8 protein-coding genes are annotated in these 14,103 nt (G+C 53.5%); 7 read left to right on the forward strand and 1 reads right to left on the reverse strand.

Annotation, left to right across the window (positions count from 1 at the left end):
• Window positions 1–10 precede the first annotated feature (10 nt).
• The 7 genes from K7P01_RS20710 to K7P01_RS20740 all read left to right on the forward strand — a co-directional run bounded on the left by K7P01_RS20710 (window position 11) and on the right by K7P01_RS20740 (window position 12,970).
• Window positions 11–862, forward strand: coding sequence for a sugar phosphate isomerase/epimerase family protein (locus K7P01_RS20710; protein ID WP_267296490.1), 852 nt, complete (start codon window positions 11–13; stop codon window positions 860–862).
• A gap of 85 nt (window positions 863–947) precedes the next feature.
• Window positions 948–1,316 carry a transmembrane 220 family protein gene (locus K7P01_RS20715; RefSeq protein ID WP_267296491.1) on the forward strand — a complete coding sequence of 123 codons (369 nt, stop codon included), beginning with the start codon at window positions 948–950 and terminating at the stop codon, window positions 1,314–1,316.
• A 41-nt stretch (window positions 1,317–1,357) separates the two neighbouring features.
• The gene (locus tag K7P01_RS20720) at window positions 1,358–3,166 is read left to right on the forward strand and encodes an alpha-amylase family glycosyl hydrolase (RefSeq protein WP_267296492.1); all 1,809 of its coding nucleotides are present in this window, start codon (window positions 1,358–1,360) and stop codon (window positions 3,164–3,166) included.
• A gap of 2 nt (window positions 3,167–3,168) precedes the next feature.
• Window positions 3,169–5,166 (forward strand): alpha-1,4-glucan--maltose-1-phosphate maltosyltransferase, encoded by a 1,998-nt coding sequence (locus tag K7P01_RS20725; RefSeq protein WP_267296493.1) that lies wholly within the window; start codon window positions 3,169–3,171, stop codon window positions 5,164–5,166.
• Window positions 5,163–8,498: a maltose alpha-D-glucosyltransferase gene (gene treS, locus K7P01_RS20730; protein WP_267296494.1), complete on the forward strand. Its 3,336-nt coding sequence runs from the start codon at window positions 5,163–5,165 to the stop codon at window positions 8,496–8,498. Before K7P01_RS20725 ends, treS begins: the two co-directional genes overlap by 4 nt.
• A 59-nt stretch (window positions 8,499–8,557) precedes the next feature.
• Window positions 8,558–10,519, forward strand: coding sequence for a 1,4-alpha-glucan branching protein GlgB (gene glgB / locus K7P01_RS20735; RefSeq protein WP_267296495.1), 1,962 nt, complete (start codon window positions 8,558–8,560; stop codon window positions 10,517–10,519).
• A gap of 21 nt (window positions 10,520–10,540) precedes the next feature.
• Complete coding sequence (locus tag K7P01_RS20740; RefSeq protein WP_267296496.1) at window positions 10,541–12,970, forward strand: DUF3536 domain-containing protein; 2,430 nt, start codon at window positions 10,541–10,543, stop codon at window positions 12,968–12,970.
• Window positions 12,971–13,057: 87 nt separating this feature from the next.
• Here the strand turns inward: K7P01_RS20740 and K7P01_RS20745 are convergent, their stop codons facing one another.
• A complete protein-coding gene (locus tag K7P01_RS20745) occupies window positions 13,058–14,047 on the reverse strand; it encodes an ROK family protein (RefSeq protein WP_267296497.1) in 990 nt (329 codons plus the stop codon).
• Window positions 14,048–14,103: the final 56 nt, after the last annotated feature.

Consider the following 14,103-nt stretch of genomic DNA (forward strand, 5'->3'; position numbering starts at 1 on the left):
CTAAACGACCATGAAAAGACGAGAATTTGTACAGACTGCGACGTTCGCCGCTGCCAGCTTGCTGGCGCTGCCGGCGATTGCCGCAGCTGGTAAACGCCAGAAAGGCGTGGGACTACAACTCTACACCTTGCGCGACACGATTGGCAAAGATCCCAAAGGTGTACTGACCCGCGTGGCCAGCTTTGGCTACAAAGAGCTGGAAGCCTATAGCTACAAAGACGGCCAGATTTTTGGCATGGCCTATGCCGAATTCAACACCTTTGTAAAAGGATTGGGCATGCAGGTGACCAGCGGTCACTACGGCCTTGACCTGATCAAAGGCGATACGTGGAAGAAAGCCGTAGAGGATGCCAAAAAGAACGGCCAGAAGTACATGGTTGTGCCCTATATCGTTGCGGAGCAACGCAAGACGCTGGACGACTATAAACGCATCATTGCCGACCTCAACGCCGCCGGCGAAGTTTGCAACCAGTCCGGTATACGCTTTGGCTACCACAACCACGCGTTTGAGTTCGACAAGATCGACGGCCAGGTGCCCTACGACCTGATGTTGAAAGAGCTCGACCCTAAGAAGGTGAGCATGGAAATGGACATCTTCTGGGTAGTGAACGCCGGCTATGATCCGATTCAATACTTCGAAAAGTACCCGGGCCGGTTCGAGCAGTGGCACGTGAAGGACATGGACAAGACAGACCGTAACAAAAATGCTGATGTAGGTACCGGTTCCATTGATTGGAAGTCGATCTTTGCCAAGGCAAAAGTGTCGGGTCTGCAATACTACTACGTGGAGCAGGAGTCGTACCCCGGTGCGCCGATCGACAGTGCTGCCGCGAGTGCTAAATACCTGAAGACGATCTTATAAGTTTGTTTTTGTTGACAGCAAGATGCCGGGCATGTTATGTCCGGCATCTTTTGTTTATTTATGTGGTGTAAACTGTATTCTTCGTATGCGTATTCTCAACTTCGTGCTGGCGGTGATGTTTCTGATATTTGCTTTTCTGCAAGTCAATGATCCTGACCCGGTTCTCTGGATCCTGATCTACGGGGTGATGGCGGTGTTTTGCGTCATGGCCATGTTTTCTTTCTACCCGCGCAAGGTGCTTTGGGGGGCATTGGTGGCTTTGCTGGCGTATAGCATCGTCTATGTTCCCGGCGTGCGCGAGTGGTGGGGAATATCAGACCGCTCGGCGCTCTTTGACAATGTCGCCAAGATGGAGCACTTGTACATCGAGGAGGCGCGCGAGTTCCTCGGACTGATGATCTGCGTGATCGTAGTTGTCCTCCACCTGATGGTGTCGCGCCGCAGGACGGGGTAAGATTAGTTTTCATACGATTTTTCTTTCTATCTTCCAGTCGTATGAGAATGGTTTTACTGTACCTTGTAACGGCTTGTTTGGCGCTGGTGTGCTGTACAACGCCGAAAGAGAAAATCCCACCCGTCATGCCCATGGAAGAAGCTTCCGGAAAGGTTATTTTATACCAGTTACTGCCCCGCCTGTTTGGCAACAAACAAACCGCCAACACCCCGTTTGGCACGATGGAAGAAAATGGTACCGGCAAGTTTGCCGATATCAATGACGCGGCGCTGACAGCCTTTCAGCAACTGGGCATTACGCACGTGTGGTATACCGGTATCATTGAACACGCGGTACTCACGGACTATACCCGCTTCGGCATTCCCCTCGACGACGCCGACGTCGTAAAGGGCCGCGCCGGCTCACCCTATGCCATCAAAGATTATTACGACGTTAACCCCGACCTGGCAACCGACGTGACGAAACGCATGCAGGAGTTTGAAGAGCTTGTGGCGCGTACGCACCGGCATGGGCTGCAGGTGGTGATTGACTTTGTGCCCAACCACGTCGCGCGTGCCTATCATTCAGACGTGAAGCCTGCCGGAATAAAAGACCTCGGAGCGGACGACGACAAGACCGTGGTTTTTAGCCCCAGCAATAACTTTTATTATCTGCCGGGGCAGTCGTTCCAGGTACCCGACGGCTATGCGCCATTGGGCAAAAATACGTTCCCGACCCTCGACGGTAAATTCGAAGAGACGCCGGCTAAGGCCACGGGAAACGATCAGTTCACGGCACACCCCGGTGTGAACGAATGGTTTGAAACGGTAAAGCTCAACTACGGCGTAGACATTCAGCAGGGCAGAAGCAAACACTTCGAGCCGGTACCCGATACGTGGAATAAAATGCGCGACATCCTGGTGTACTGGGCGGGCAAGAATGTAGACGGCTTCCGCTGTGACATGGCGGAGATGGTGCCTGTCGAGTTCTGGGCCTGGGTCATACCGCAGGTAAAAGCGCTACGGCCCGGGATCATGTTCATTGCCGAGATCTACAATCCCGATCAATACCACAGTTATATCGAGACAGGTAAGTTCGACTTCCTCTACGACAAGGTATTGTTATACGATACATTGCGAGCGTTGACAACCGCATCTGACCGCAGCACCGCCGAGATTGCCAACGTGCAAGCGCGGCTGAACGGCATCAACCACAACATGCTGCACTTTATCGAGAACCACGACGAGCAACGCGCGGCCTCCCGGTTTTTTGCCGGCGACCCCTGGCGCGCCATTCCCGCCATGGTGGTGAGTGCAACGATTGACAAAGGACCGGTTATGATCTACTTCGGCCAGGAGAGTGGCGAGCCTGCCTTGGGGACAGAAGGATTTCAGGGGGAGGATGGTCGCACGACGATCTTTGATTATTGGGGCGTGCCCGAGCATCAAAAATGGATGAACGGTGGTCTGTTTGATGGTGGCCTGCTTTCGCCCGAGCAGAAGCAATTGCGCCAGGTATATACCGAACTGCTAAACCTGGCGGGACACAGCCCGGCGTTGTATGCGGGGGAATATCTCGACATCACGGGCGCCAATGTCACGGCGGGGAATTTTGGCACCAACGCACACGCCTTTCTGCGGTTTGCCGGCGAGGAACGTTTATTGATCATTACCAGCTTTAATGCGGCCGCGCCCATGCCCGTCACGATACAGATACCAGCCGAGGCCTTTACGAAGATGGGGCTTGACCCCGCGAAGGGCTATATAGCCCGTGATATGCTGTGGCACGAGACGGAAGTGGGCATTGACGAGACCGGCAAATTTGCGCTCACGTTAAAGCCGTTTAGTGCCTATATTTTTAAAATCAAGTAGCGATGCGTACCAAGAAAGTCCCTGCCAATATTCCGACAACCCAACGCTTGCCCGAAACAGCGCAAAACGGGCAGGCGCGTGTTATGATTGAAAATGTTCAGCCCCAGGTAGACGGTGGCCGTTACCCGGCCAAACGCACGCCCGGCGAGCGTGTAGACGTTACCGCCGACATCTTTGGCGACGGTCATGATCACATCCGCGCACAGGTATGGCACCGCATGGACGCCGAAGAATCCTGGCAGACTGTCGAAATGGTCCACACCGGCAACGACAGCTGGCATGCCGCTTTTACGGTGCGTCAACAAGGTCTGCACTTGTTTACCGTGGTGGCGTGGGTAGATCACCTCGAGACCTGGTACGATGGTTTCCGCAAGAAAGTGGCTGCGCGTGTAGACGTTACGCTCGAGCTGCGGGAGGGCGCGCAGATGCTCGGCTCGCTGATCGTCGAGAATCCGTATGAAGTGAAACAGGCTGCCGCGCAGCTGGCGCTTCCCTATGAGCAAGCAATTGAATACGCCATGGGCGATGCCTTTGCGCGGATCATACACCACTATCCGCTGGTGGCCTTTGAAACACTCTACCAGCAGGTGCTGCCGGTGGTGGTGGAGCATCCGAAAGCAAGCTATAGCACCTGGTATGAGCTGTTCCCGCGTTCCGCGGGTGATGGCATCCACCATGGCACATTCCACGATGTAGTGCGTTTGCTGCCGCGCGTGGCGGCGATGGGCTTTGACGTACTGTATCTGCCGCCGATACACCCGATCGGCAAGGTCAATCGAAAAGGAAAGAACAACGCGACAACCGCCCAGCCCGGCGAGCCGGGTTCCCCGTGGGCCATCGGTAGCGATGAAGGCGGACACAAGGCCATACACTCGCCGCTGGGCACGCTGGAAGACTATCGTACGCTGATCAAAGAGGCGCATAAACTTGGTATCGACATCGCGCTCGACCTGGCTTTTCAATGCGCGCCGGATCACCCGTATGTAAAAGAAAACCCCCAATGGTTTAAGCAGCGTCCGGATGGGTCGATCCAGTATGCAGAGAACCCGCCGAAGAAATACCAGGATATATACCCCTTCAACTTCGAGACAGAAGACTGGATGGCCTTGTGGGAAGAATTAAAATCAGTCATCACCTACTGGATCGATCAGGGTGTGCAGATCTTTCGCGTGGATAACCCGCACACCAAGCCTATTCGCTTCTGGCAATGGGCGATTGGTGAGGTTAATAAACAATATCCCGGCATTACGTTCTTGTCGGAGGCGTTTACAAGACCGAAAGTGATGGCGTCGCTGGCCAAGATCGGATTTACGCAGTCGTATACCTATTTCACCTGGCGGGTGGGTAAGCAAGAGATCATCGACTACATGCATGAGCTGGTGCACGGACCGTCACGGCAATATTTCCGCCCCAACTTCTGGCCCAACACCCCCGACATCCTGCCATGGCACCTGCAACATCAGGGCGAGAATATCTTTATCCTGCGGGTAGCGCTGGCCGCGACGCTGTCGTCTAACTACGGTATATACGGCCCGGTATACGAGTTCTACGAGAACAAGCCGGTGGAAGGCAAAGAAGAATATTACAATTCGGAGAAATACGAGATCAAACAATACGACTGGAACAAGATCAATCGTATGACCGATATCATTACCGTATTGAATAGAGCCCGCAAAGAGCATCCGGCACTACAGACAACCTGGAATCTGCATTTTTGCACCGTTGAGAACCAACACCTGCTGGCGTACGTCAAAGCCACCGAAGACCTGCGCGACATCGTGCTGGTAGTGGTTAACCTCGACCCGCATGCCACGCAGACCGGATATGTACAATTGCCCAAGGCGTTGCTGGGGCTTGGCGAGCAGATCAACGTCAAGCTGCACGACCTGATGACGGGCGAGCATTATACCTGGACACAGGAGTGGAATTATGTAGGCATAGACCCGCATAAAATTCCCTTCCATTTATTTCACCTAGCCATCCACGAATCCTATCAATGAGTACGCCTGTAAAAGCCGGAGAACCGCTGTGGTTTAAAGACGCCATCTTCTACGAAGTTTCTGTACGCGCCTTCTACGACAGCAATGGCGACGGTATTGGCGACTTTCCAGGACTGATCCAACGCCTGGACTACCTGGAGGATCTGGGTATTAACACGTTGTGGCTGCTGCCGTTCTACCCGTCGCCGCTCAAGGACGACGGCTTTGATGTGACCGACCACACCGATGTGCACCCCGACTATGGCACATTGTCTGACTTCAAGCTTTTCCTGAAGGAAGCACACCGTCGCGGCATCCGGGTAATCATTGAGCTCATTCTGAATCATACTTCCGATCAGCATCCCTGGTTCAAACGCTCACGCAAGGCGCGCAGTGGCTCCCGCTATCGCGACCTGTATGTCTGGAGCGACAGTCCGGATAAATACAAGGAGGCACGGGTGATCTTTACCGATGCCGAAGTTTCAAACTGGACCTGGGACACGGAAGCACGTGGCTACTATTGGCATCGTTTCTACCGTCATCAACCCGAGCTGAATTACGAAAATGCCGAAGTGCAGATGGAGATGATCAAGGTCGTCGACTTCTGGATGAAACTGGGTGTAGATGGCTTCAGGTTGGGCTCGGTCGCCTTCTTGTATGAAGAGGAGGGAACCAACAGCGAGAACCTGCCGCAGACACACGTCTTTTTGAAAAAGCTGCGTGCGCACATCGACAAGAACTATAAAGACAAAGTCCTCATTTCCGAAGCCAACCTCTGGCCGGAAGATGCCGCCACGTATTTCGGCGATGGCGACGAATGTCACATGAACTTCAACTTCCCGCTGATGCCACGTATGTTCCTGGCGTTGCGTACGGAAGACAGCTATCCCATTGTCGACATTATTGACCAGACGCCCGATACTCCGGCAAACTGTCAGTGGGTGATTTTCTTGCGCAACCACGACGAGCTGGGGTTGGAGATGGTGACAGAGGAGGAGAAAGACTATTTATTAAAGGCCTACGCGAGCGATGTCAGCTCGAAGGTCAATACGGGCATCCGCCGCCGGCTGGCGCCGATGCTGAACAACGATCGCCGCAAGATTGAGCTGCTGTATACCATCATGTTTTCCCTGCCCGGTACCCCCGTGATCTATTATGGTGACGAGATCGGCATGGGTGACAATATTTACCTGGGCGACCGCTATGGGGTGCGTACACCCATGCAGTGGAATATGAACCTCAATGCGGGATTTTCAACGGCGAACCCGCAACGGCTGTTTTTGCCCATTATTACCGACCCGATCTATCGATATGAATCGGTCAATGTCTCGACGCAAGAGGAAAGCCCGTCGTCGTTGCTATGGTGGCTAAAACACGTCATGGCGATGCGCAAGCGCCTGAATATTTTCGGGCGGGGTGAAATGAAGTTTATTGATAGCAGCAATGCAAAAGTATTGGCCTTTGCACGGACGTATGATAAGCAGCGGGTCATTGTAGTAGCCAACCTGTCGCAGTTCTCGCAGGCCACGACGCTGAACCTGTCAGCGTACCGCGATTGTGATATGACCGAGGCTTTTAGCCAGAACCGTTTTATGAACGTAGGCGAGGGTGACTACCCCATTACAATCGGCCCGTACGGTTATTTCTGGTTCCAGGTCGATGCGGCGGAGAAAAAAGAAAAAGCCGACGCAAGCGGTGAGCTGCCGCTGGTGCGTACGGACATATCGTGGGAACGCCTCTTTGACAACTACAACGAAGTGCGCAACCTGGAGCGCAAGATACTGCCACCGTTCATGAAGAAGTGCCGGTGGTTTGGTGGTAAGGCCAAGGTGTTGAATAAGATCGGTATTCATAAAACGATCCCCTTAAAAGTAGAGGGCGACACACACTACCTCACCATTCTGGAAGTGCACTATGTGCAGCGATTGCCGGAACTATACTTCCTCCCCCTGACGTTTGTGCCGTCGGACAATATCCTGGAACGCGTAGAGTACACCGTGCAGAGTGTCGTGTGCCGCGCGGAGATACAAGGTAAAGCGGGCTTTATCATGGATAGCAGCTATGATAAAGTATTCCGCGACTTCTTGTTTACGGGCATGGAGAAAGAACTGCATCTGCGCGACGACAGTGGTGGTGAGCTGGAATTCTGTTCCAGTGTATTTGCCCGGTTGGATAAAAATCGCCAGGTTGACTCCAAGATCCTGAAGGCGGATCAAAGCAATACGGCGATCATTTATAATGATAAGTACTTCTTTAAATTCTACCGCAAGCTCGAGAAGGAGATCAACCCCGATTTGGAGGTTGTTCGCTTTCTGTCGGAGCACACGTCGTTTCAGAACAGTCCCAAATATGCGGGCAGCATTGAATACCACGATGCAGAGGGCAAGACCATCGTATTCGGCCTTTTACAAGAAAAGGTAGAGAACCAGGGCGAGGCCTGGACCATGTCGATGGACTCCGTCGGGCGCTTTTTTGAGCGCGTCATGGCGAAGGGTAAGGGTATGAAATTGCCGAAGCTGTTGAGCAAGTCGGCCATCAAATTTGAGGAGTCGCCGGAGATCATCCAGGAGTTTATCGGGCGTGGTTTCTACGAGCGTATGGTGCGCCTGGGACAGCGTACGGCGGAAATGCACCTGGCCCTGGCATCCGATGTCTCGAACCCGGCCTTTACGCCGGAGAGCTTCACCAGCAACTACCAACGCTCTATCTATTCGTCTATGCGCAAAATGGTGCGTGACCAGTTTAGCCTGCTGGAAAGTACGCTGACCAAGCTGCCGGCCGAAGCGCAAGACATTGCCCGCAAGGTGTTGGCGCTGGAAGATCAGGTGCTGGAGTGCTTTAGTGAAATATACCAGGTGAAGATCAGCGCGGTGCGTACCCGTATTCACGGCGACTATCACCTGGGGCAAGTGCTCTTTACCGGTAAAGATTTTGTGATCATCGACTTTGAAGGAGAGCCAGGACTGGCGTTTAGTGAGCGACGGTTGAAGCGCAGTCCGTTGAAAGATGTGGCCGGTATGATGCGCTCGATCCACTACGCGGCGTTTGGTAAAATCCTGTTGAATGAGAACTACCGCGATCGCGACCTTGATTTCCTGGAGTCGTGGGCAGAGCAGTGGCAGCACTATGTGGCGCGCTACTACCTGGGCGCGTACATGGAGCGTATGGGAATGGGCAATGTCCTGACCCCCGAGTACGACGTTTTATTACGCACCTTCCTGTTAGAGAAGGCTATTTACGAGCTGGGATATGAGCTGAATGGACGGCCCGACTGGACAATTATCCCCCTGCGCGGTATCTATTACATCATGAAGCGTTTCCAGGAAGAAAAGGACGAACGCAAGAAAAGTTGATTACCGGGTGTTGGCACGCTCTTTTCGGGCTGTCATTGCACCCTTTAAGGAACCCCACAATGGCCAAACAAGCAATTCAGAAGAATCAGGGCACGGAAGAGTTTTTCACCCTGTTGACAGATTTCGATATTCACCTGTTTAACACGGGTAAACACTTCAAGCTGTATGAAAAACTGGGCGCGCACCCTGCCGCCTTTGATGGTCAGAAAGGCACCTACTTTGCGGTATGGGCCCCCAACGCCGTAGAAGTGTCCGTGATCGGCAACTTTAATCACTGGAAAGGTAAATCACACCCGTTGTCGCCGCGATGGGATGGCTCGGGCATCTGGGAAGGCTTCCACGCAGGAATTCAACATGGCGAAGCGTACAAATATGCCATTCAATCCGTTACAGGCCAGTGCCTGGAAAAGGCGGATCCCTTCGGGAGGTTTTTTGAAACGCCGCCTCGCACGGCGTCAGTAGTGTGGAGTGAATCTTACGAATGGAAGGACGCAGAGTGGTTGCAAGCCCGCAAAAAGCTGGAGGGCAAACCGCAGCCTTATTCCGTTTACGAAGTCCACCTCGGCTCGTGGCGCCGAACGGTAGAAGAGAACCGGTCGCTGTCATACGTCGAAGCGGCCGACCAGCTCGTGGCGTATGTCACGGATATGGGGTTTACACACGTCGAATTTCTGCCGTTGATGGAGCACCCCTTTTACGGTTCGTGGGGCTACCAACTGACGGGCTATTTTGCTCCGACAAGCCGCTACGGCACGCCCGAAGACTTCAAATACATGATCGATCGTTTTCACCAGGCGGGTATTGGCGTCATCCTCGACTGGGTGCCGTCCCACTTCCCCGGCGACGCGCATGGTCTGTATGAATTCGATGGTACGCACCTGTATGAGCATGCCGATCCCCGGAAGGGATTTCATCCGGACTGGCAGAGCTATATCTATAACTACGGCCGTAACGAAGTGCGTTCGTTTCTAATCAGTAACGCACTTTTCTGGCTCGATGAATTTCACATTGACGGCCTGCGCGTCGACGCCGTTGCGTCGATGTTATACCTGGACTACTCGCGCAAGGCGGGAGAGTGGATTCCCAACCAGTATGGGAGCAATGAGAATCTGGAGGCGATCACATTCCTCAAAGAAATGAATGAGGTCGTTTACAGCAGCTTTCCGGACACGATCACGATTGCGGAAGAGTCGACATCGTGGACGGGTGTGTCGCGGCCCACGTTCATTGGTGGCCTTGGCTTTGGGCAGAAGTGGATGATGGGCTGGATGCACGACTCGTTGAATTACTTTCAACTGGATCCCGTGCACCGTAAGCATCATCAGAACGCCATCACCTTTAGCATCATGTACGCCTTTACCGAGAACTTTATGCTACCGCTATCGCACGACGAGGTGGTACACGGCAAAGGATCTTTGCTGGGAAAGATGCCAGGCGATGAATGGAGGAAGTTCGCAAACCTGCGCCTGCTGTATAGCTACATGTTTACGCATCCGGGCACCAAGTTGCTCTTTATGGGTGCTGAAATAGCACAGTCGGCAGAGTGGAATCATGAGCGCAGCCTGGACTGGCACTTGCTGCAATACCCGCTACACGCGGGCGTACAGCAACTTGTGCGCGACCTCAACAAGCTCTACAAGTCAGAGCCGGCGTTATACCGTCACGCATTCGAAGCCAAGGGATTTCGCTGGCTGGATTACGGCGACCGCGACAATAGCGTCATGGCGTACTTACGCATAGGTGATAACAAGGAAGAGCTATTACTGGTGGCTTGCAACTTTACGCCCGAAGTACGCTATCAGTATCGGTTAGGCGTGCCCTATCGCGGACAGTGGCAAGAAATCTTCACGTCGGATGCAACCGAATACGCCGGCAGCGGTGTACGAAATGAAGGTATTGCGTCGACTTCGCCGGTAAAATACCATGGCTATGATAATTCGATTTCGTTAACTTTACCTCCGCTCGGTATCACGATCTGGAAGCTCGTGAAACAAGAACAAGGGTTCGGGCTGGGCAGTTAATGATCATCGGAGGAAAAGACCATGGAGGAAGAAGTAGAAGAAGTAAAGGCACCTGCCGAGCGCTATATCTGTATTCACGGACATTTCTATCAACCGCCGCGCGAGAATGCATGGCTGGAAGTGATTGAAGTACAAGACTCGGCGCATCCCTACCACGACTGGAACGAGCGCATCTCGGCAGAATGTTATGGGCCCAATACAGCCTCGCGCATTCTGAATGAAAAAGGGGTGATCAAAAATATCATCAACAACTATTCGCGCATCAGTTTCAACTTCGGCCCGACGCTGTTGTCCTGGATGGAGGTGTACGACCGCATAACCTATGCGGCCATTCTCGAAGCCGACCGCGAGAGCGTAAAGAATTTCAGCGGGCATGGTTCTGCCATCGCCCAGGTATATAACCACATCATCCTGCCACTGGCCAATCGCCGCGACAAACAAACGCAGATCGTGTGGGGCATCCGTGATTTCGTGCACCGCTTCAACCGCATGCCCGAGGGCATGTGGCTGGCGGAGACCGCTGTGGATACAGAATCGCTGGAGCTGCTGGCCAGCCACGGCATTGCCTTCACCATTCTGGCACCGCGTCAGGCCAAGTCGATTCGCAAGATCGGCGAGCTGTTGTGGACCGGTGTGACGACGGAGAGCATTGACACACGCCGGCCCTATCTATGTAGATTGCCGTCGGGGCGGACGATTACATTGTTTTTCTATGACGGGCGTATTGCACAGGGCGTAGCCTTCAGCGGATTGTTGAACGACGGTGCCAAGTTCTGCACGCACCTGCAGGCATCGTTTGAGGCCACAAGTGACGAGCCGCAACTGGTACACATAGCTACAGATGGCGAAACCTATGGCCACCACCATAAACATGGTGATATGGCGTTGGCATTCTGTCTGGATAATATTGATCGGGACTCGACGTGTAAGCTCACCAATTACGCGGAATACCTGGCAAAGTTTCCGCCGGTATACGAAGCCGAGATTCACGAGAACAGCTCGTGGAGCTGTGTGCATGGTATAGAGCGCTGGCGCAACAACTGTGGCTGCCACTCCGGCGGTAACTCCGGCTGGCATCAGCGTTGGCGCAAACCGCTACGCGAAGCGCTGGACTGGCTGCGCGATGAATTGGTCGTGATCTATGAGCGCGAGGCATCGGCCATCCTGAAAGATCCCTGGAAGGCGCGCGACGAATATATCAATGTGATCCTCGATCGCACGGACGATACCATTCGCAAGTTCATGGCCACACACTGCACGCGGCCGGTGGAGATGAACCTTGTGCTACGGCTGATGGAGATTCAGCGGAATGCGCAGCTGATGTATACCAGTTGCGGGTGGTTCTTTGACGAGATCTCGGGTATCGAAACCACGCAGATTATGCAGTACGCCTGCCGCGCCATGCAGCTGGTCACGCAGATCAGTGAGGTGAAGCTCGAAGAAGAGTTTATGAAACGCCTCGAGCTGGCGCCGAGCAATGTGCCGGTGCTGGACAACGGAGCCATTATCTACCGCAAATACGTGCTTCCCGCCAAGACCAACCTGCAACGGGTGGGTGTACATTATGCTGTAGCCTCGATCTTTGAAGAAGACCCTGAGTCGTTCCCGGTCTTTAATTATACCACACGCAACGAGATCTTCATTCGCAAAGAAGCCGGCGATCATCGGTTAGTATTGGGGGTCACACAAGTACGGTCGAATGTAACACGGTCGGAAAAGAAATTTGCCTTTGCTGTGCTTTACATGGGGCAGCACAACATTATCGGCAACATCTCGCTCGACATGGAGGAAGACAAGTTTGCCGCCCTGCAGGGGCGGATTGTAAACGCGTTTGAAGAAGGACGCCTGGGCGATATTATCGGGTTTATGCAGATGTACTTTGGCTCGGAGAAGTACACCATCTGGCAGCTCTTCCAGGATGAGAAACGCAAAGTGTTCAACCTCATAACCGAGCAGAGCATGAACGACCTGGAGGCATCCCTGCGGCGCATATACAACCGTGACTATCCACTGGTGAACGCGCTGGCGCAGAACGACACGCCCATTCCGAACGCGTATCGCACCACCTTCGAATACATTCTCAATGCCGACCTGGTGCGTTGTTTCCTGACGGACAAGATTAATATCCGCGAAGTGGAGCGCATTCTGAGCGAGCTGGTGAAGTGGAAGCTGAACATCGACGACCGCGAGAAAGTGGAGCGCCTGGCAGGGGAGAGTATCTTCAAAGAGTTGAAACGGATCAGTGGCGAAGGCGAGCGTAGCGCGCGGCGCATCGAGCGTTTGAACCGGTTGTTCCCGCTGCTGCGAAACTTCCGCATCAACCCCAACCTATATAAGACCCAGAACCTGTATTTCGAGATCACCCAGCAGCAGGCAAACGAACAACGTTCAGACAGCTGGATTGGCCAGTTTAATGTGCTGGGTGATAACCTCGGCGTGAAGGTAGAGTAGTTTGCCGCGTGATGGCGAGCCGGTAATAAAAAAGCCTCATGATGATCATGAGGCTTAAGTCGTTCACTTGGCGTAAGGTGTGTCTGGTTAGTACACTTCTTCCTGGAGCTGTGTCTTATTATTATCGAGGTAGTTCCAGACCAGGCTGCTGGCGCCGATGATCGGCGCGGCCTGGTTTTGGAGACCGGAGGGGAGAACCTTCACTTTGCCACGGAACAGCGGCATGAGGTTAGCCTCCATGTGTTTGATCGTCGGCTTGAAGATCAGGTCGCCGGCCAGTGACAAACCGCCAAACAGGAAGATCGCTTCCGGGTCGGTATGCACCACGGTTTCCGCGAGTTTCATACCCAGGATGCGCCCGGTATATTCGAACGCCGCCAGGGCCACTACATCGCCGCGTACGGCCGACTCGGTGATCATCTTGGTCGTAAGATTGTCGAAGCTGATGCCGCGCAATTCGCTGGGCTCAAGGTGGTCTGCCAGGAGCTTGTAAACGGTGCGTTTAATGCCGGTGGCCGACACATATGTCTCCAGGCAGCCGCGTTTACCGCAATTACAGAAACGGCCGGCCGGGTTTACCGACGTATGGCCTACTTCACCGGCGATACCATGCTTGCCATTCAGGAGAATGCCGTTGCAGACAAAGCCGCTGCCCAAACCTGTGCCCAGGGTAATCACGACAAAGTCCTTCATGCCCTTTGCAGCCCCGTAAACCATTTCGCCCACAGCCGCAGCGTTGGCGTCGTTGGTAATGATCGCCGGAATGCCGAATTCTTCCCGGAACATGTCGGCCAGGGGAATAATGCCTTTCCACTTGAGGTTGGTCGCTCGCTCGATGGTGCCTTTGTAATAGTTGCCGTTCGCGGCGCCTACACCAACACCGATGATCTTGTGCGCAAACGGTATGCTTTCGGTTGCCTTGCGCAAGGCTATGGCCAGCCCGTTGAAGTAGTCGCGAAACTCTTCGTACTCAGCTGTAGAAATGCTGCCCTGGAAAACAACATTACCATCGCGGTCGACAATGCCATACTTTGTGTTCGTGCCCCCGATGTCAATACCAATGGTTAATTCTTTCATAGATAAAATTTGGGTTACGGATTGGTTTGGATTGGTTTGGTAGAGTGGTTGGTTTT

This window comes from Parachryseolinea silvisoli (assembly GCF_021190955.1).
GTDB lineage: Bacteria > Bacteroidota > Bacteroidia > Cytophagales > Cyclobacteriaceae > Ohtaekwangia > Ohtaekwangia silvisoli.

Coding starts and splice junctions, on each gene's coding strand:
- K7P01_RS20710 (WP_267296490.1), top strand. CDS start 11: ATGAAAAGACGAGAATTTGTACAGACTGCGACGTTCGCCGCTGCCAGC.
- K7P01_RS20715 (WP_267296491.1), top strand. CDS start 948: ATGCGTATTCTCAACTTCGTGCTGGCGGTGATGTTTCTGATATTTGCT.
- K7P01_RS20720 (WP_267296492.1), top strand. CDS start 1,358: ATGAGAATGGTTTTACTGTACCTTGTAACGGCTTGTTTGGCGCTGGTG.
- K7P01_RS20725 (WP_267296493.1), top strand. CDS start 3,169: ATGCGTACCAAGAAAGTCCCTGCCAATATTCCGACAACCCAACGCTTG.
- treS (WP_267296494.1), top strand. CDS start 5,163: ATGAGTACGCCTGTAAAAGCCGGAGAACCGCTGTGGTTTAAAGACGCC.
- glgB (WP_267296495.1), top strand. CDS start 8,558: ATGGCCAAACAAGCAATTCAGAAGAATCAGGGCACGGAAGAGTTTTTC.
- K7P01_RS20740 (WP_267296496.1), top strand. CDS start 10,541: ATGGAGGAAGAAGTAGAAGAAGTAAAGGCACCTGCCGAGCGCTATATC.
- K7P01_RS20745 (WP_267296497.1), bottom strand. CDS start 14,047: ATGAAAGAATTAACCATTGGTATTGACATCGGGGGCACGAACACAAAG.